We start from the raw sequence: 18,209 nt of genomic DNA on the forward strand, positions 1-18,209 counted from the left end.
TAAAATGAAATGGGCGAGTATGACGTGGTATTGGCTGCTCTTGGTAGCTATGTGTATAGCTCCATTAAACGTGTGGGCAGACCATTTTACCTACAACAAATACATACCTATTACTCAAACTCAGGACATTAGCCAGTCTGTTGAAGATTTGTACATCTTGCGTAATGAAAATATTAAGTTTGAGGACAACACTATGAACCGAGGGAGTTTACTTTGTCTCTCTGAGAATGATCCCAGTAACGGTGCATGCTCTACGAGAAGTCTGTGGGGTCATAACGTGACGGTGGCTGGTAAGTTTTCAGCAATCAGGTTGATGTTTACAGATTTAAAAACAGGCAAGAAGGCAGAGGTGGCTCTTCAGGGATACCGTTCCAGTTCGTGTGGTGATTATTTTTTAGATTCTGGTGGAGGATGCGCCTATTCGTGGGGATATTATCTATGGATACCTGCAAGCGAACGCAGAAAACTCCCTATTGGGCAATGGAGCGCACATTTACAGATGCGGGCTGAGGCATGGTGGCATATTCCAATCGGTAGTTTAGTGTCGGATATCACGCTGAATGTGACAGACCACTTTGCAGAAAATGCTGCTATTTACTTTCCGCAGTTTGGTACTGCAACCCCTCGGGTGGATCTGAATCTGCACCGGCTGAATGCCTCACAAATGTCGGGCAGGGCTAATCTGGATATGTGTCTGTATGACGGAGGTGTGAAAGCCCGTTCATTACAGATGAAGATAGAAGGAAGCAATAAGTCAGGTACGGGATTTCAGGTTATAAAGAGCGATTCTGCTGATACGATTGATTATGCGGTCAGTATGAATTATGGGGGACGAAGTATTCCTGTCACCCGTGGCGTGGAGTTCAGTCTGGATAACGTGGATAAAGCAGCAACGCGTCCGGTGCTACTTCCCGGGCAACGGCAGGCGGTACGTTGTGTGCCAGTGCCCCTTACCCTGACAACACAACCCTTTAACATCAGGGAGAAGCGTTCTGGTGAGTATCAGGGAACGCTGACAGTGACAATGCTGATGGGAACACAAACCCCCTGACAGTAATTATTTATTTTATTGATATCTTTCTTATATGGTTTTTTAAATCAGAGTTCTCTTTATATACTTGTTTTATTTAATAAAGAAAATCTATTCACTTATGAAAATCAATGCGTGAGGTTCTGCTTTCCTATGACTGAGTATTTAGATGATAAAGATAAAGAATTATTGAAAGAAATCCAAAAAGATTGTGCGCAAACTTTATGGCAACTTGCATATAAAGTGGGACTTACGCCCACACCATGTTTCAAACGTTTAAAAAAACTTAAAGACAGGGGGGTTATCATTGGTCAGTTCGCTTTATTGGATAAAGAAAAACTAGGTCTTTCACTTAATGTCTTTATTATGATTAACATATCTGAGGAGCAATACGCTAGTATTTCTGAGAAAATAAAGTCAATGCCTGAGGTTATTGCCTTTTATCGAATTTCTGGATCATTTAATTATTTAATGCATACAGTATTTACAGATATGAACGATTACTATAGTTTTTATGAGAAAATAATATTAACTAATTCTTCAATTAGTGGATCTGCATCGAGCTTTGTTCTTGAGCAAATAAAGGAAACAAACGAACTGCCAGTGTGAAAGTGTGATGTGTACTTACTGATTTAATACATTATTATCCTTCTTACGGAACAACAACGGTAGATTGCGGCTGTTGAACAAGGATTTTAATCAGCAGTGGTGAAATTAAGCGGCACAGAATAACATAGCGGAATATCATATGGTTAAATATCACCCCGTGCATGTAACAAAAAACCGCATTAAAACAGATGATGTTACTGATATTTATTTCGTTGAACCCTTCTGGAAAGAAGGCGAAAACCACATAATTGAGTCATTGACGTTTTTTGAAGAGTTACAAAAGTCATTTAATTTATTCAACCATAAATATGGGTTAAATAAATATATACTCAGGATCCCCTGGGAATTTGTGCTCATACATATGGAAAGGATCAGTAAATTAAATAGCGTCGGGTTATTTGCTGTTTCTGTTGACTTTAATAACAACCACAAATTTCTGAGCGAGTACATCAGGAGTCGCAGAGATTATGGTATGGAAGTTTGGTTTGATTTTTGTGGTAAACATTCTTATTCCAGTGAAATTAAAAACCTTGGGTTCTTTTTTCAGGCTTGCGTAGTGCCTCGTGATCCTAATTTTATTAGTAGTGTTTATCATTATCATAAGTTCCAAAAGATTCTTGTCGGGGATATAAATGATGTAGAACAGAGAGCCGTGTACCAGAACGAAGTTGATTACATGTATGGAATGCAATGGCCATCGTCATATGACGGTTTTTTCTTTCGGGATCATAAAAAAAATGAAACTTGGTATATATAACAGAAGGAGTGAAAATTTGAATCAAAAATATCTTATTTATTTTTTGTTTAATTATTGTTTTGTTTTTTATTACGATTAAATATAAAGAACATCATTGTTCGTGCGGTGGGGAGGCTGGAAGTTTAGGGGATGACCGTTTATCAACAATTTTATTACAGCCACCATACGAATGGTTTATATATGCACTAGATGTATTATTTTAGTTTAATATATCGATGGTTGCTATTTGCATTGATGATGTTCCGTTACATTAAGGAATATACATCTGTATCTCGTTATACGCACACTCACATTACTAATCATTATTAATATGAGTGTGGTTCTTGTTTTACGCATGCATGGTTGCATGTGACGTTAAATTTAAATGAGCTGACTGTATGAATTCTAAATACTTTAGAGAGGTGTTTTTTGTCTCGGTAGTTGTTATATTATTATTTTATTTGGTGTTATTTGCAGCCAGTGCTCATGCTGAAGGCGGTTTCAGCTCTGGAGGCATTGGGTTATTTATGACGGGAACAAGAGAGATGCTACTGTAGAGATAATAAATTCTGCTAAAGATTCCCCAATTCTTGTGCATTGACATCCTCCACGTCCTGAAGGGCGTGGGTTCCTGCTCCAACGGGCTGCCTGACTGCACGCTCCTTCCACAGGCAAGCACGGCGTGTCCCGCTCTAAAATGTTACGCGCGCCGTTTACATCGGCGTTCGCAGTATATCTTCATACCAGACACTTGTAAGTATCTCGCATAATCGTGCCATTCACATTTAGAGATCATACAACAGGACGGGGCTGTTTTTGGGCAGCCGGAAGTTAAGCCCATACCAGAAACGTTGCAGTGTACTGAAAAATGGCGCCAGGTTGCACCTGTTCAACGATTTTCTGAAGGCGCAGGAGTATTCATTACTGATATCCTCCATTGCGCCTTCGGGAACCCACAGAACCAGCTATTTTACCGATAGTGTTTAAAAGGCGTAAGTAATGCCGAGCATGAAGTCATTGGAGGCAGCCTTTGTGTCTGCATCATAAGCGGTATGTTCATCACCAGCATAGTGATTTTTTGAAATGCTTACTTTGCCTGCATTAATGTATTTATAACTCGCGTCAATCATAATATTATCTGTTACAGCATATTTTGCACCGATACCTGCGCCCCAGGCAAAGTTATTTTTTGAAGCAGACAGAGTTTCATTAATACCAAAACCAACAGGAATGGTGTTATTACTTAGCTTCACATGAGCGAGGCCAACGCCTGCGCTGATATAGGGTGTAAATGCCGTACTATTGTGAAAATCATAATAGCCATTAACCATGTAAGTGGTCATTCGGACCTGATTTTTTACATTTATGTGTACTGGCTGACCAAATGCAATAATATCCTGCCCGCCTTTAGCATCCGTCTCACCTCTGAAAGTGGTATCCAGTTCTAAACGTACTGGAAGCTGGAATGGATCATAAAAGTCATAACCGATAGCAACCCCGCCGCCAAAAACGCCTTTGGTACGGTCAGGTAACGTTGCATGACCATTGACTATCTCATCCTGGCTGAAGGTTGAGTTGATTCCATAGACATTTACTACGGATGTCCCCGCTTTCCCGGTGATATAGATCCCTTCTTTTGCTGATGCAGTAGCGGACCAGGCTACCACAAGGGGAATGATGCAGACTGCGAAAAAGTTTTTCATTTCAGAACCTGCCTTAATATTGGGCTAAAAGACAAGTTTCACGGTATAGGGTGTGATATAACGATTACATAAACGAAGCCCAAAAAACGGTCTATTGTAACGCTGGGTTTTCTGTAAGCGGGTAAAAAATGAGATGAAGATTTTAAATAACAATACGATAATCGTCGGTATGGAAATCCATCTCCTCGCCAAATTGCCCAACGTATGCCAGCCCCACGTACGGTTTCACTTCTATGTTATGTAACGGGTAGTGTGAGATGGAGCGATGCTGTAAGAAAAAGATGAAGATGAATTTGTACCCGACCAGAATAAAGCCCGTTATCCAGGAATAACGGGCAAAAATATTTACTCAAGTGCCTGGGCGAGATCTTGTTGTACCTGTTGACGTTGTTCTGGTGTCAAGACTTTGCTTAAATCAAAATAATATTTAACCCGATAATAGCGAGCCTGTTGTTCTATGTTACTGAAGGCTGCAAGCTGCTGTTTTACGGCGGCGTCATCCCATTTACCGGATTTAATCACCTCTATCAGCGCACCGTCTTTAATTCCCTTCATAGAAATCTGACTGACGTCGGTTTCCAGTTGTTGGTGAAGTTTTTTGATCCGGGTAATCTGATCGTTTGTCAGCTTCAGATGCTGGACAATAGGATCCTGGGCGGGCAGGGGAGGATTGGGAACAGCGGTGGCGAAAGCGCCAAAAGAAACGCCCGCCAGAGTCGCTGCCAGTAAAGTTGTGCGTACAAAGTTTTTCATGAAGATATCCTGATAAGGGAGTGATTAACCGTTTTTATTACCCGCGAATGGCGAGCAATTATCTTAGTCAGAATACGTTGCCTGCCACATTACGCCACGCGAATTTGTTTTACGGAGAGTTACGGAGTGAAACAATCCCGCCGCGGTGAGCGGCAGGTTGCTTACAAGGTGAATGGATCGGCATCGCGCCAGGCTGGAAATTTTTCGCGATAGTCCTGCAAGGCGACGAGAGAAAGATCGGCATCAATACGTGTCGCCTGGTGTGGTTCGGCGGTGGCGATAATATCACCCTGGGGATTAATGATCCGGCTATCGCCGCGATAATGTAACCCATTGCCATCGGTGCCAACCCGGTTGCAGCCTGCGACATAAGCCTGATTTTCAATAGCGCGCGCTGTCAGTAATGTTTGCCAGTGTAGCGAGCGCGGCGCAGGCCAGTTCGCTACATACAGCGCCAGATCGTAATCATTGCGGTTGCGCGACCATATCGGAAAGCGCAGATCGTAACAGATCAGCGGCAGGATGCGCCAACCGCGCCACTGCACGATGATGCGTTTATCGCCTGCGGCATAATGTTGATGTTCATCCGCCATACGAAACAGATGGCGCTTATCATAGAGATGAACCTTACCTTCCGGTTCAACCAGTAAGAAGCGATTTACGGCGCCGCGCTCAGTTTGTAGCGCCGCGCTGCCGGCAATCAGAGCGTCAGTTTGTCGGGCTTTGGCCTGCATCCACGTAATCACGCTATCTTGCGAAAGTGAGTTATTAGCGGCCTCCATCGCGAAGCCGGTGGTAAACATTTCAGGCAGAACAATCACATCCCGGCCAGATACGAGCTCTAGCTGTCTGTCAAAATGACGCAGGTTTGCCGGGCCGTCCATCCAGACTAAAGGTTGTTGCAACAGAGTAATTTTCAAACCAGACACGATCGGAGCTCCTCATTGAACAGCGTCTTTACACTGTAGCATGAGCAATAATAAAAAAGCGGCAAGAAAAAGCCCCGCGAAAGCGGGGCAGGAAAGACACGAGACTGATTATGCGGCTTCGACTTTACGCACTTTCTCCGGCAGCTTTACCGGCCTGGTCGCCAGCGCTTCAGGTTCAAAATCATCAACGTTGATACTGCGCAGGCGGCTCTCTTCCGCTTTCGCCAGAATGGCGGCTTCATCTTTATCAATCAACCCTTTCGCCAGTGCATTGCGCGCCAGTTCATCCAGACGAGTAAACGGCAGATTTTTACCCAGTTCTTTGCAGATGCGCTGGTGGATAGGGTCGGCAGCGATGACATCACGCAGCGCTTCTTCCAGTAAACCGACCGGATTATGTTTGGCGGGCGTCAGATACTGACCGCGCCCAATGCGTGAACGTGTGGCGTTCGGCACCTGCAGGATCTTCGCCACGGCGTGATCCAGCTTATCAGACGGCGCCAGATAATGACGGCCAGTCGGGAAGATCATCGCGGTGAGCAATCCGGCCACGACGCGGTTCGGGAAGTTCTGCAGCAGATCGTCCATCGCTTGTTCAGCACGATACAGCGCATCCTGTACGCCCCAGTGCACCAGCGGCAGGTCGGCTTCGTGGCGACCTTCGTCGTCGTAACGCTTCAGTACGGCTGAGGCCAGATAAAGCTGACTCAACACATCGCCCAGACGCGCGGAGATACGCTCGCGGCGTTTCAGGCTGCCGCCCAGTACCGCCATTGACACGTCGGACAGCAGCGCCAGGTTTGCGCTCAGTCGGTTCAGATGCTGGTAATAACGCTTCGTGGCGTCGCCGGTTGGCGTATGGCTCGTTAATCCGCGGGTCAGGCCAAGCCAGAAACTGCGGACGGTATTGCTGCCGACATGACCAATATGTTTAAACAACAGCTTATCAAAGGCATTCACATCATTATTCTGCGCTGCGGCCATCTCTTCCAGTACATAAGGATGGCAGCGAATGGCGCCCTGACCAAAGATCATCATGCTACGGGTCAGGATATTCGCGCCTTCCACGGTGATCGCGATAGGCGCGCCCTGGTAAGCACGCGCCAGGAAGTTGCTCTCGCCCAGCATAATGCCTTTACCCCCTGTGATATCCATCGCGTCGATAATTGACTGCTGGCCGCGGTGGGTGCAGTGGTACTTCACGATAGCCGACAGTACCGCCGGTTTTTCGCCCAGCATAATGCCGTAGGTGATTAACGATGCGGCGGCATCCATCACATAAGCGTTACCTGCAATACGCGCCAGCGGTTCCTCAATACCTTCCATCTTGCCGATAGAAATTTTGAACTGACGACGAATGTGAGCATAGGCGCCGGTTGCCAGCGCGACGGATTTCACCCCGCCAGTGGAGTTGGACGGCAGGGTAATACCGCGTCCTACCGACAAACATTCCACCAGCATACGCCAGCCCTGTCCGGCCATTTTGGGGCCGCCGATAATATAATCAATAGGCACGAAAATATCGTTACCGCGGGTTGGGCCATTCTGGAACGGAACGTTAAGCGGGAAGTGACGACGACCAATTTCCACACCCGGCGTTGAGGTGGGGATCAGAGCGCAGGTAATACCCAGCTCTTCTTCTCCGCCTAACAATCTATCCGGATCGGAAAGCTTAAACGCCAGGCCCAACACGGTAGCTATCGGCGCCAGCGTAATGTAACGCTTGTTCCAGGTCAGGCGCATACCCAGCACCTGCTGGCCCTGCCATTCGCCCATGCAAACCACGCCGGTATCCGGAATGGCGCCTGCATCAGAACCTGCTTCCGGGCTGGTCAGCGCAAAGCAGGGGATCTCCTGGCCGCGCGCCAGTCGCGGCAGATAGTGATTCTTCTGCTCTTCCGTACCATAGTGCTGCAACAACTCGCCAGGGCCGAGTGAGTTTGGAACGCCGACGGTGATAGCCAGAATTCCGGAGACGCCGGACAGTTTTTGCAGTACACGGGACTGCGCATAAGCGGAGAACTCCAGCCCGCCGTACTCTTTTTTAATGATCATCGCAAAAAAACGATGCTCTTTCAGATAAGCCCACAGTTCCGGCGGCAGATCCGCCAGTTCATGGGTAATCTGGAAATCGTTCGCCATCCGGCACGCTTCTTCTACCGGGCCGTCGAGAAACGCTTGCTCTTCGGCAGTGAGTTGCGGTTGCGGATAGTTGTGCAGTTTTTTCCAGTCTGGCTTGCCCTGGAACAGATCGCCTTCCCACCAGGTTGTACCGGCATCAATCGCTTCTTTCTCAGTGCGCGACATCGGCGGCATGACCTTACGGAAGCCGCGGAACACCGGTGCGGAAATCATTGATTTTCGCATCGGTGTGAGGTTAAACGGCACGAGGATAATGGCCAGAGGAACCAACAGCCAGATGGACCACAGGCCAGCGACGCCAAGTGCGGCGGTCCAGGCGAGCAGAATCAGGCTGCTGAGAAATAAACTCACGCGGTGATAGAACAATGCGCCGAGCAGAACAACCGTAGCGATAATACTCAAAATCATCATAACGAAAAGCTCCCTTGCTTGTAGGAGGTCTGACCACTTGTGATGATTAGGTTGTAGTGGATGTAAAATCTTTTAGCAATGTGTTTACAAAATAATTACAACAAAGCTCACATTGTTGCCGTTTTTGGGGGCACGAAAAATCAAAAGCGTGAGGCGTTAATTCGGCTTATGCTTCTCGCCTGTACTGCTATCCGGTACACTGCATACTGTCATTTACATTCATGCTGAAGGATATCCTCATGTACCAGGATCTTATTCGTAACGAACTGAACGAAGCGGCGGAAACGCTGGCTAATTTTTTAAAAGATGACGCCAATATTCACGCCATTCAGCGCGCGGCGGTCCTGTTGGCTGACAGTTTTAAAGCGGGTGGTAAGGTACTTTCCTGCGGTAACGGCGGCTCCCATTGCGATGCGATGCACTTTGCTGAAGAGCTGACAGGTCGTTATCGTGAAAATCGTCCGGGCTACCCGGCAATTGCGATTTCTGATGTTAGCCATATATCCTGCGTCAGTAATGATTTTGGCTATGACTATATTTTCTCTCGTTACGTTGAAGCGGTAGGGCGCGAAGGCGATGTCCTGTTAGGGATCTCGACGTCGGGTAACTCTGGTAACGTGATTAAAGCGATTGCCGCGGCCCGTGAAAAAGGCATGAAAGTGATTACGTTGACCGGCAAAGACGGCGGCAAAATGGCGGGAACGGCGGATATTGAAATTCGCGTACCGCACTTCGGTTATGCCGATCGTATTCAGGAAATTCATATCAAAGTGATTCATATCCTGATTCAGTTGATCGAAAAAGAGATGGTTAAATAACTATACCCGTCATACTTCAAGCTGCAGGTGCGTTGGTTGCGCTCAGAAACCCCAGTCACATAGTTATCTATGCTCCTGGGGATTTCCTCCCTTACCGCCTTCCTGCAACTCGAATTATTTAGGGTATAGCATATTGTTTTCTTTGATATTTTGAGTTTTGATTGGCTGTAAAAATTACGCCTTCCCGCTTAAGGCGTTTGTGGAGGTGATGTATGTGCGAACTGCTTGGGATGAGCGCCAATGTGCCGACGGATATCTGCTTTAGCTTCACCGGACTGGTGCAGCGTGGCGGCGGAACCGGGCCGCATAAAGACGGCTGGGGAATTACCTTTTACGAAGGAAAGGGCTGTCGCACGTTTAAAGATCCGCAACCGAGCTACCATTCGCCGATTGCGAAACTGGTACAGAATTACCCGATCAAGTCCTGCTCAGTTATCGCCCATATCCGTCAGGCTAATCGCGGTGAAGTGGCGCTGGAAAATACACACCCTTTTACCCGGGAATTATGGGGACGCAACTGGACTTATGCTCATAACGGTCAGCTCAACGGTTATAAGTCGCTGGAAACCGGTAATTTTCGTCCGGTGGGGGAAACCGACAGCGAAAAAGCGTTTTGCTGGCTATTGCATAAATTAACGCAGCGTTATCCCCGCACGCCGGGCAATATGACGGCGGTATTTAAATATATTGCGACACTGGCGACGGTATTACGTGAAAAAGGGGTTTTTAACATGCTGCTGTCAGATGGGCGATATGTGATGGCGTTTTGCTCAACCCATTTGCACTGGATCACTCGCCGGGCGCCGTTTGGCGTAGCCACGCTGGTGGATCAGGATATGGAAATTGATTTCAGTTCACAGACCACGCCAAATGACGTGGTTACCGTGATTGCTACCCAGCCGCTAACGGGGAATGAAACCTGGCAAAAGATTATGCCAGGCGAATGGGCGTTATTTTGCCTCGGAGAGCGTATAATTTGAGGCCAGCTGTGGCTGAACGACTTCGTGACTCAACGGTTTGCTCACGACGTAACGTCCATCAACGATAGAAACAGTTGGCGGCTTATGCGTCTGTTCAAAATAATCGTAGCCGGGTTTTAGCTGCGCCCAGAAATCTTTGTAATATGAATATTTATGACGCTGCATATTGGCGTCGGTCATCCGGAACGGATAAATACTCACCTGCACGCTCGGCTGACCAAAGAACAGCGCGGCGGTGACAAACTGGAAAATCTCATCAATGCCGCTGTCGGTCATGGCATAGCAGCCGACGGAAACACAGGCACCGTGAATCATCAGATATTTACCATCATAGCCATGCGCGCGATCGTAGGCATTGGGAAAACCAATGTTGATGGCCTTATAAAAACGGCTGTCTGGCTTGAGTTGATTGCGCTGAACGCTGTAAAACCCTTCCGGACTTTTAAAATCGCCCTGACGGCGTTTCGGGCCTAACCCACCGGAATAGTTGCAAATTTTGTAGCTATCAAGCAACTGGTATTGCTCACCCATTTTGACGTAGAGATCAAGAGTGCGCTCTTCTTTAAAAATCTGAATATAGACCGGTGAGCCCATTAACTGCTGCTTATACTCTTTACTGACCGGCGTGACGGGGCTGCTGCTGCTCAGCAAACCGGCAAACGAGACGCACGGCATCAGAAGCATCGCAAGAAAAAATGCGATTTTACGCATACTGCTTGTTCCTTGATAAAACGGTTACACACGCCAGAACGGCAAAAGAGTCCCCAAATCGGAGTAATCTGGATTTGGAGCGCTCACATTAGCACCACGGCAGTTTTTCGCAAGTCCCCGTGTGTACGTTTACAATTTTCCCGCCGCTTTCGTCGTCATACCTTCGAATATGTCGCATTTTTAACGCGAATGTCTCTTTGCGCGCAATAAAACATACTGTACACTTAAACAGTATTGTGGGGGCGAGCGATGCGCAAAATCATACATGTTGATATGGACTGTTTTTTTGCCGCGGTAGAGATGCGTGATAATCCGGCGTTACGCGATATCCCTATTGCCATTGGCGGGAGTCGTGAGCGAAGAGGCGTTATCAGTACCGCCAACTATCCTGCGCGCCAGTTTGGCGTACGTAGCGCGATGCCGACCGCCATGGCGCTAAAGCTGTGCCCCCATCTCACCTTACTGCCTGGCCGCTTTGACGCCTATAAAGAGGCTTCGCGGCATGTACGTGACATCTTTTCCCGCTACACTTCACTGATTGAACCGCTCTCGCTGGATGAAGCCTGGCTGGATGTGACTGACAGCCCGCACTGTTATGGATCGGCGACTCTGATCGCCAGGGAGATTCGTCAGACTATTTTCAATGAACTGCAACTCACCGCCTCCGCCGGCGTTGCGCCAGTGAAATTTCTGGCGAAGATCGCCTCCGATCTCAATAAACCGAATGGACAATATGTTATTACGCCAGCCGATGTACCCGACTTTCTTAAAACGTTGCCGTTAGCCAAAATTCCAGGCGTGGGGAAAGTTTCCGCCGCCAAACTGGAAAATATGGGGTTAAGAACCTGCGGGGATATTCAACAGTGCGATCTGGCGATGCTTCTCAAACGCTTTGGTAAATTTGGCCGGGTATTATGGGAGCGTAGTCAGGGTATTGACGAGCGTGATGTTAACAGCGAAAGGCTGCGTAAATCGGTAGGCGTTGAGCGTACTCTGGCGGAGGATATTCATGAATGGTCGGACTGCGAGGCTATTATTGAGCATTTATATCCGGAGCTGGAGCGTCGTCTGGCTATAGTGAAGCCCGATTTACTGATTGCCCGACAGGGCGTTAAATTAAAATTTAATGATTTTCAGCAAACCACTCAGGAACATGTCTGGCCGCAATTAAATAAAGAAGACTTAATTACCACCGCCCGTAAAACCTGGGACGAGCGTCGCGGCGAGCGCGGCGTACGGCTGGTGGGGCTACACGTAACGCTGCTCGACCCTCAGTTGGAACGACAGTTGGTGTTAGGGTTATAAGTCAGGCTATTAAGATTTTATCACTATTACGATTGCGCCATCTAAATTTCAGTATTACTATACCCGCGTTTTCTCATTCTCAATAACTGCAAAGGAGGTTCATCATGACACTTTATTCTCTGAACGCACTTTGCAGACCTTTCCAGGATTAATTTTCTTTTATTGCCTTGGATTAGTCTGCCATTTCCTGATTTTTTAATTCATATATGGAATGGTATATGGGCAATTATATTCGTCCTTTATCAGATGTGGTATTTTCTATCGCATCGGATAACCTGTGGATCGAAGATTCCGCGATCCAACAATTATATACGACGGCTAAGTTAACCGGTATGAAACGCGTTATCGGGATGCCAGATCTGCATCCGGGGCGCGGCTATCCTATTGGCGCAGCCTTTTTCTCGCGTGGACGTTTTTATCCGGCGCTGGTCGGCAACGATATCGGCTGCGGCATGGCGTTATGGCAAACGGATATTTTAGGGCGTAAATATAACGCCGATAAACTGGAGAAGCGGCTGGCGTCGCTGCCTGACGTGGCGGACGCGCAGTGGCTGGAGGAGAATGTCCCCGCCGCAATGCAGCATCATTCGTGGCGCTCTGCGCTGGGTTCCATTGGCGGCGGCAATCATTTTGCCGAGCTGCAGCAGGTCGATCGCATCGTCGATGCTGATTCGTTCGCTTTGTCGGGGTTGCAAAAAGCGCAGTTATTACTGCTGGTACACAGTGGTTCACGCGGTCTGGGGCAAGCTATCCTGCGTCGTCATGTGGAGGCGTTTTCGCATAACGGTTTGCCGGAAGATAGCGACGATGCGCGCCGCTACCTTGCAGAACATGACGATGCGCTGGCATTTGCCCGCAGTAATCGCGCGCTGATTGCCCGCCGGATACTGCAACAGCTCAGGGCTGAGGGCGAACCGCGGCTGGATGTGGCGCATAACTTCGTTGAACCCTGTACTGTCGCGGGTGAGGCGGGGTGGCTGCACCGTAAAGGCGCTACGCCAGATGGGCAGGGACTGGTGATTATCCCCGGCTCGCGCGGCGATTATAGCTGGCTGGTGAAACCCGTCGTCAGCGAGGAGAGCCTTTTCTCCCTGGCGCACGGCGCGGGGCGCAAATGGATGCGTACCGAGTGTAAAGACCGGTTATCGGCAAAATTTACCCCGCGACAGCTCTGCCGTACCGGGATGGGTAGCCGGGTGATTTGCCGCGATCGCCAGCTCATTTATGAAGAAGCGCCGCAGGCGTATAAATCCATCGATAGCGTTGTGGATTGTCTGGCAGACGCCGGACTGATTACGCCAGTTGCCTGCCTGCGTCCGGTGCTGACGCTGAAAACCTCAGGGGAGAAAAGCGCATGATCTTACTGCAACTTTCTTCCGCACAGGGACCGGACGAGTGTTGTCTGGCGGTAAAAAAAGCGCTGGATTGTCTGACGAAAGAAGCCGCCAGAGAAAAGGTATCGTTGACGCGACTTGAAACGGAGCCGGGACGATTACCAGACACGCTGCGTTCCGCGCTGGTCTCGCTGGACGGCGAAAAAGCTATGGCTTTCAGTGAACGTTGGTGCGGCACGTTACTGTGGATTTGTACCAGCCCGTATCGCCCGCACCATGGGCGAAAAAACTGGTACGTCGGCATTGGGCGCTTTTCCGCCGACGAACACATACAGTCTGATGAGATTCGTTTCGAGACTCTGCGCTCTTCCGGCCCGGGTGGGCAGCACGTTAATAAAACCGACTCGGCAGTGCGGGCCACGCACCTGGCGAGCGGGATTAGCGTGAAGGTTCAGTCGGAGCGCAGTCAACATGCGAATAAGCGTCTGGCCCGGCTGCTGATTGCCTGGCGGCTGGAACAGCAACGGCAAAATGAGTGTGCGGCGTTGAAGTCTGAAAGGCGTCTGTTCCATCATCAGATTGAGCGCGGCAATCCGCTACGGATATTTAAAGGAATGGCGTTTACGCCACAATAATTCGGTGTTACCGGCGCTGTTATCGGGCTGTCTGGCTATTCGCGTGTAGCCGCAGCGCTATTTCAGCGCATCCAGGAGAGCTTATCTGGCAATGGATACCCGATATTCCATATTAATAGCCCGTCCAGAAATGGGACGGGCATTTTAGCGCTTTCTTACTTCGCAGGAATCGCTTTCAGCAATTCGGTCAGCAGAGTCCAGTAGTGGCCGACGCTTTCGATATGTACCTGCTCATCCGGAGAGTGAGGTCCGGTAATGGTAGGCCCAATAGAAACCATGTCCATATCCGGATAGGGTTTCTTAAACAGACCGCATTCCAGGCCGGCGTGGATAATCTGGATGTTCGGTGTCTTGTTGAACAGACGCTGATAGGTTTCCCGCACCAGGTGCATGACCGGCGAGTTCGCATCGGGCTGCCAGCCAGGATAGCTGCCTTTTGCTTCGGTTTTCGCGCCAGCCAGCTTGCCCAGCGAATCCAGCATACTCACCACATAATCTTTACCGCTGTCGATAAGAGAGCGAATCAGGCAGTGAATTTCGACATTCGCATCAGACATTGTGACCACGCCAACGTTTAGCGATGTTTCCACTACGCCTTTCGCCACGTCTGAATTGCGGATCACGCCGTTCGGCGTTGCGTTCAGCAGGCGCACAAAGGTATCGCGTGACGGCGCGGTCAATGCGGCTTTATCACTAGCAACCTCATTGAGTTGCAGCGTCAGGTTTTTCTCTTTTTCCGCCAGTTCGTTTTTCAGAATATCCTGGTAAGCGTTCACTAATGTTTTCAGAGCGCCTACGTTGTTTGCGGAAACGGCGAGGGTAGCGAACGCTTCGCGCGGAATCGCGTTACGCAGCGTGCCGCCGTTGAAATCGATCAGACGCAGATCCAGTTCTTCTGCGTGCCCGGCCAGAAAACGCGCCAGCAATTTGTTGGCATTGCCAAGGCCGAGGTGAATTTCACCACCGGAGTGGCCGCCTTTCAGACCTTTCAGGGTTAGCTTAAAGCACGCAAATCCTGCGGGTACAGCTTCACGGGTCAACGGCAGATTAGAGGTAAAATCGATGCCGCCTGCGCAGCCCATATAGATCTCACCTTCTTCTTCAGAGTCGGTGTTGATCAGGATGTCGGCCTGCAACCAGCCGGACTGGAGGCCGAACGCGCCATCCATGCCGGCTTCTTCGGTCATGGTCAGCAGCACTTCCAGCGGGCCATGGACGACATTATCATCAGTCAGTACCGCTAACGCAGAAGCCATTCCAATACCATTGTCGGCGCCGAGCGTAGTACCGCGCGCTTTAACCCATTCGCCATCAATATAAGGCTGGATAGGATCTGTAGTGAAGTCGTGAACGGTGTCGCTATTTTTTTGCGGCACCATATCCAGATGCGCCTGTAAAACGACCGGCTTGCGATTTTCCATACCTGCAGTGGCGGGCTTACGGATCAGAATATTACCGACCTGGTCGCGATCCACGTAAAGGCCTTTCTCTTTGGCCCAACTCACAATATGTTCCGCGAGTTGCTCTTCGTGATAGGACGGGTGAGGAATAGAACAGATTTTGGCAAAAATATCCCACAAAGGTTGTGGTGATAACTGAGACAGTTCAGACACGATAAGTCTCCTTGGCGGTGGTCTGAAAAACGTTCTTACAGGCCACAGGGTTAGCGGAATTGATAACTCTTACGAGATGCGACTGAGAATACCACTTTCTCCGCCTGCGGGTAGTATAAAGCATACAAAAAGAGGCGTGGATTCCGCTAAACACTGGTTTTTAGCGCGTCAGGTCTCTATAATCTCGCGCAACTATTTCCCCCTCGAACACTTTTTAAGCCGTAGATAAACAGGCTGGGACACTTCACATGAGCGAAAAATACGTCGTCACCTGGGACATGTTGCAGATTCACGCACGCAAACTGGCGAGCCGCCTCATGCCTTCAGAACAATGGAAAGGCATTATTGCCGTAAGTCGTGGCGGCCTTGTACCGGGCGCACTACTGGCGCGTGAATTGGGCATTCGTCATGTCGATACCGTATGCATCTCCAGCTACGATCACGATAACCAGCGCGAACTGAAAGTGCTGAAACGTGCAGAAGGCGACGGCGAAGGCTTTATCGTCATCGACGATCTGGTCGATACCGGCGGCACCGCCGTCGCGATTCGCGAAATGTACCCTAAAGCGCATTTCGTCACGATTTTCGCTAAACCGGCGGGCCGTCCGCTGGTTGATGATTATGTTATTGATATTCCTCAGAACACCTGGATTGAGCAGCCCTGGGATATGGGTGTGGTATTTGTACCGCCGATTTCAGGTCGTTAATCAGCAGTTTTTCAGAGCGCCCGGCAATGCCGGGCGCTGTTTTATTGGTTACAATAAGCCTCTATGAGTATCCAAGGAGGCTGCACGAATGACACAGGCTAACCTCAGCGAAACCCTGTTCAAACCCCGCTTTAAACATACTGAAACGTCTACCCTTGTCCGTCGGTTCAATCGTGGGTCGCAGCCGCCCATGCAATCCGCGCTGGACGGTAAGAACGTCCCGCACTGGTATCGCATGATAAACCGCCTGATGTGGATTTGGCGCGGCGTTGACCCACGAGAAATCCTTGATGTGCAGGCGCGCATTGTGATGAGCGACGCAGAGCGAACGGATGATGATTTATACGATACGGTCATCGGTTACCGCGGCGGCAACTGGATTTATGAGTGGGCAAAGCAGGCGATGGACTGGCAGCAGAAAGCCTGTCAGGAACAGGACGCCATGCGCAGCGGACGCTACTGGCTTCATGCCTCAACGCTCTATAACATTGCCGCCTACCCGCATTTGAAGGGCGATGAGCTGGCGGAGCAGGCGCAGGCGCTGGCGAATCGCGCCTATGAAGAGGCCGCGCAGCGGTTGCCCGGCTCGTTACGTGAAATGGAATTTGCCGTTCCTGGCGGTTCGCCTGTCACCGCGTTTTTACATATGCCGAAAGGGGATGGTCCGTTTCCGACGGTGCTCATGTGCGGCGGCCTGGACGCCATGCAAACCGACTATTACACCCTGTATGAACGCTATTTCGCGCCGCGCGGTATCGCGATGTTAACGCTTGATATGCCTTCGGTTGGATTTTCATCAAAGTGGAAATTAACCCAGGATTCCAGCTTGCTCCACCAGCATGTGTTAAAAGCGCTTCCTAATGTCCCCTGGGTGGATCATACCCGTGTTGCGGCGTTTGGTTTCCGTTTTGGCGCCAATGTTGCGGTGCGTCTGGCCTATCTGGAAGCGCCGCGTTTGAAAGCAGTGGCTTGCCTGGGGCCGGTGGTCCATGCGCTACTTAGCGATCCGCAACGACAGAGCACGGTGCCGGAGATGTATCTGGATGTGCTGGCCAGCCGTCTGGGTATGCATGATGCTTCGGATGAGGCGCTGCGTGTGGAGCTCAATCGCTATTCGTTGAAAGTACAGGGGCTACTGGGCAGACGTTGTCCTACGCCAATGCTTTCCGGCTTCTGGAAAAACGATCCTTTCAGCCCGGAAGAAGAGTCTCGCTTAATTACAACATCATCTTCAGACGGTAAGCTGATAGAGATCCCTTTTAACCCGGTGTACCGCAATTTTGACCACGCGCTGCAAGAAATTACCGACTGGATTAATCATAGATTGTGTTAATAGATTGATAAATTCTATTGATTTGGTAAAACAGTTGCTTCATTAAAGGAGATCGCAATGACGTTACCGAGTGGACACCCGAAAAGTAGATTGATCAAGAAATTTACCGCGCTTGGCCCCTATATCCGGGAAGGGCAGTGCGAAGACAATCGTTTTTTTTTCGATTGCCTGGCAGTTTGCGTCAACGTGAAGCCCGCGCCAGAGAAGCGTGAATTTTGGGGCTGGTGGATGGAGCTGGAAGCACAAGAGAAACGCTTCACTTATCGTTATCAGTTTGGTTTGTTTGATAAAGAGGGCAACTGGACCGCAGTACCGATTAACGAAACCGAAGTGGTGGAGCGACTGGAATACACGCTACGCGAGTTTCATGAAAAGCTACGCGACCTGCTGATTTCTATGGAGCTGGCGCTGGAGCCGTCTGACGATTTCAACGACGAGCCGGTAAAACTGTCGGCATAAC

Annotated in this window: 18 protein-coding genes and 1 pseudogene; 12 read left to right on the forward strand and 7 right to left on the reverse strand. The window is 49.3% G+C overall.

Annotated elements, in window-relative coordinates:
* The first annotated feature begins 4 nt into the window (after window positions 1–4).
* The 3 genes from ACLJRE_RS17965 to tioA all read left to right on the forward strand — a co-directional run bounded on the left by ACLJRE_RS17965 (window position 5) and on the right by tioA (window position 2,396).
* Window positions 5–1,051: a CfaE/CblD family pilus tip adhesin gene (locus ACLJRE_RS17965; protein ID WP_023212874.1), complete on the forward strand. Its 1,047-nt coding sequence runs from the start codon at window positions 5–7 to the stop codon at window positions 1,049–1,051.
* Between the two features lie 132 nt (window positions 1,052–1,183).
* On the forward strand, window positions 1,184–1,639 hold the full coding sequence (tinR, locus tag ACLJRE_RS17970) for an Lrp/AsnC family transcriptional regulator TinR (protein ID WP_000141547.1): 456 nt from the start codon (window positions 1,184–1,186) through the stop codon (window positions 1,637–1,639).
* 139 nt (window positions 1,640–1,778) lie between these two features.
* The gene (tioA, locus tag ACLJRE_RS17975) at window positions 1,779–2,396 is read left to right on the forward strand and encodes a protein TioA (protein WP_058108939.1); all 618 of its coding nucleotides are present in this window, start codon (window positions 1,779–1,781) and stop codon (window positions 2,394–2,396) included.
* Between the two features lie 601 nt (window positions 2,397–2,997).
* Here tioA and ACLJRE_RS17980 read toward each other — a convergent pair.
* Window positions 2,998–3,110 (reverse strand): annotated as a pseudogene (locus tag ACLJRE_RS17980) (hypothetical protein); the annotation flags it as partial.
* Between the two features lie 56 nt (window positions 3,111–3,166).
* Here ACLJRE_RS17980 and ACLJRE_RS17985 point away from each other — a divergent pair.
* Window positions 3,167–3,355, forward strand: a complete 189-nt coding sequence (locus ACLJRE_RS17985) for a hypothetical protein (RefSeq protein WP_031603244.1) — start codon at window positions 3,167–3,169, stop codon at window positions 3,353–3,355.
* A 3-nt stretch (window positions 3,356–3,358) separates the two neighbouring features.
* Here the strand turns inward: ACLJRE_RS17985 and pagN are convergent, their stop codons facing one another.
* The 4 genes from pagN to fadE all read right to left on the reverse strand — a co-directional run bounded on the left by pagN (window position 3,359) and on the right by fadE (window position 8,313).
* Window positions 3,359–4,078 (reverse strand): adhesin/invasin protein PagN, encoded by a 720-nt coding sequence (gene pagN / locus ACLJRE_RS17990; protein WP_000787605.1) that lies wholly within the window; start codon window positions 4,076–4,078, stop codon window positions 3,359–3,361.
* A 345-nt stretch (window positions 4,079–4,423) separates the two neighbouring features.
* Entirely contained in the window at window positions 4,424–4,831 is a 408-nt protein-coding gene (locus ACLJRE_RS17995; RefSeq protein ID WP_000788200.1) for a Spy/CpxP family protein refolding chaperone, read from the reverse strand.
* A 161-nt stretch (window positions 4,832–4,992) separates the two neighbouring features.
* Entirely contained in the window at window positions 4,993–5,760 is a 768-nt protein-coding gene (locus ACLJRE_RS18000) for an amidohydrolase (RefSeq protein ID WP_000015789.1), read from the reverse strand.
* A 108-nt stretch (window positions 5,761–5,868) separates the two neighbouring features.
* On the reverse strand, window positions 5,869–8,313 hold the full coding sequence (gene fadE, locus ACLJRE_RS18005) for an acyl-CoA dehydrogenase FadE (RefSeq protein WP_000973045.1): 2,445 nt from the start codon (window positions 8,311–8,313) through the stop codon (window positions 5,869–5,871).
* A gap of 239 nt (window positions 8,314–8,552) precedes the next feature.
* Between fadE and lpcA the strand changes: the two genes are divergently transcribed.
* Entirely contained in the window at window positions 8,553–9,131 is a 579-nt protein-coding gene (gene lpcA / locus ACLJRE_RS18010; RefSeq protein WP_000284051.1) for a D-sedoheptulose 7-phosphate isomerase, read from the forward strand.
* 212 nt (window positions 9,132–9,343) lie between these two features.
* The gene (locus tag ACLJRE_RS18015; protein WP_000333387.1) at window positions 9,344–10,111 is read left to right on the forward strand and encodes a class II glutamine amidotransferase; all 768 of its coding nucleotides are present in this window, start codon (window positions 9,344–9,346) and stop codon (window positions 10,109–10,111) included.
* Here the strand turns inward: ACLJRE_RS18015 and dpaA are convergent.
* Window positions 10,082–10,822 carry a peptidoglycan meso-diaminopimelic acid protein amidase gene (gene dpaA, locus ACLJRE_RS18020; protein ID WP_410957475.1) on the reverse strand — a complete coding sequence of 247 codons (741 nt, stop codon included), beginning with the start codon at window positions 10,820–10,822 and terminating at the stop codon, window positions 10,082–10,084. The genes ACLJRE_RS18015 and dpaA overlap by 30 nt on opposite strands.
* A 249-nt stretch (window positions 10,823–11,071) precedes the next feature.
* Here dpaA and dinB point away from each other — a divergent pair, with 249 nt between their 5' ends.
* The 3 genes from dinB (at window position 11,072) to prfH (ending at window position 14,096) form a co-directional block, all read left to right on the forward strand.
* Entirely contained in the window at window positions 11,072–12,127 is a 1,056-nt protein-coding gene (gene dinB / locus ACLJRE_RS18025) for a DNA polymerase IV (protein WP_001226198.1), read from the forward strand.
* A 218-nt stretch (window positions 12,128–12,345) separates the two neighbouring features.
* A complete protein-coding gene (locus ACLJRE_RS18030; protein ID WP_000528888.1) occupies window positions 12,346–13,485 on the forward strand; it encodes an RNA ligase RtcB family protein in 1,140 nt (379 codons plus the stop codon).
* Window positions 13,482–14,096, forward strand: coding sequence for a peptide chain release factor H (prfH, locus tag ACLJRE_RS18035; protein WP_000602086.1), 615 nt, complete (start codon window positions 13,482–13,484; stop codon window positions 14,094–14,096). The genes ACLJRE_RS18030 and prfH overlap by 4 nt, the downstream gene beginning before the upstream one ends.
* Before the next feature lie 155 nt (window positions 14,097–14,251).
* On the opposite strand, the gene pepD is transcribed toward prfH, so the two are convergent.
* Complete coding sequence (gene pepD / locus ACLJRE_RS18040; RefSeq protein ID WP_023212876.1) at window positions 14,252–15,709, reverse strand: cytosol nonspecific dipeptidase; 1,458 nt, start codon at window positions 15,707–15,709, stop codon at window positions 14,252–14,254.
* 248 nt (window positions 15,710–15,957) lie between these two features.
* On the opposite strand from pepD, the gene gpt reads away from it, so the two are divergent.
* The 3 genes from gpt (at window position 15,958) to crl (ending at window position 18,208) form a co-directional block, all read left to right on the forward strand.
* Complete coding sequence (gpt, locus tag ACLJRE_RS18045; RefSeq protein ID WP_001292018.1) at window positions 15,958–16,416, forward strand: xanthine phosphoribosyltransferase; 459 nt, start codon at window positions 15,958–15,960, stop codon at window positions 16,414–16,416.
* A gap of 88 nt (window positions 16,417–16,504) precedes the next feature.
* Entirely contained in the window at window positions 16,505–17,749 is a 1,245-nt protein-coding gene (frsA, locus tag ACLJRE_RS18050; RefSeq protein WP_000189586.1) for an esterase FrsA, read from the forward strand.
* Window positions 17,750–17,806: 57 nt separating this feature from the next.
* A complete protein-coding gene (gene crl / locus ACLJRE_RS18055; protein ID WP_000174693.1) occupies window positions 17,807–18,208 on the forward strand; it encodes a sigma factor-binding protein Crl in 402 nt (133 codons plus the stop codon).
* Window position 18,209 lies beyond the last annotated feature (1 nt).

The organism is Salmonella sp. SAL04157 (genome assembly GCF_046551635.1).
GTDB lineage: Bacteria > Pseudomonadota > Gammaproteobacteria > Enterobacterales > Enterobacteriaceae > Salmonella > Salmonella enterica.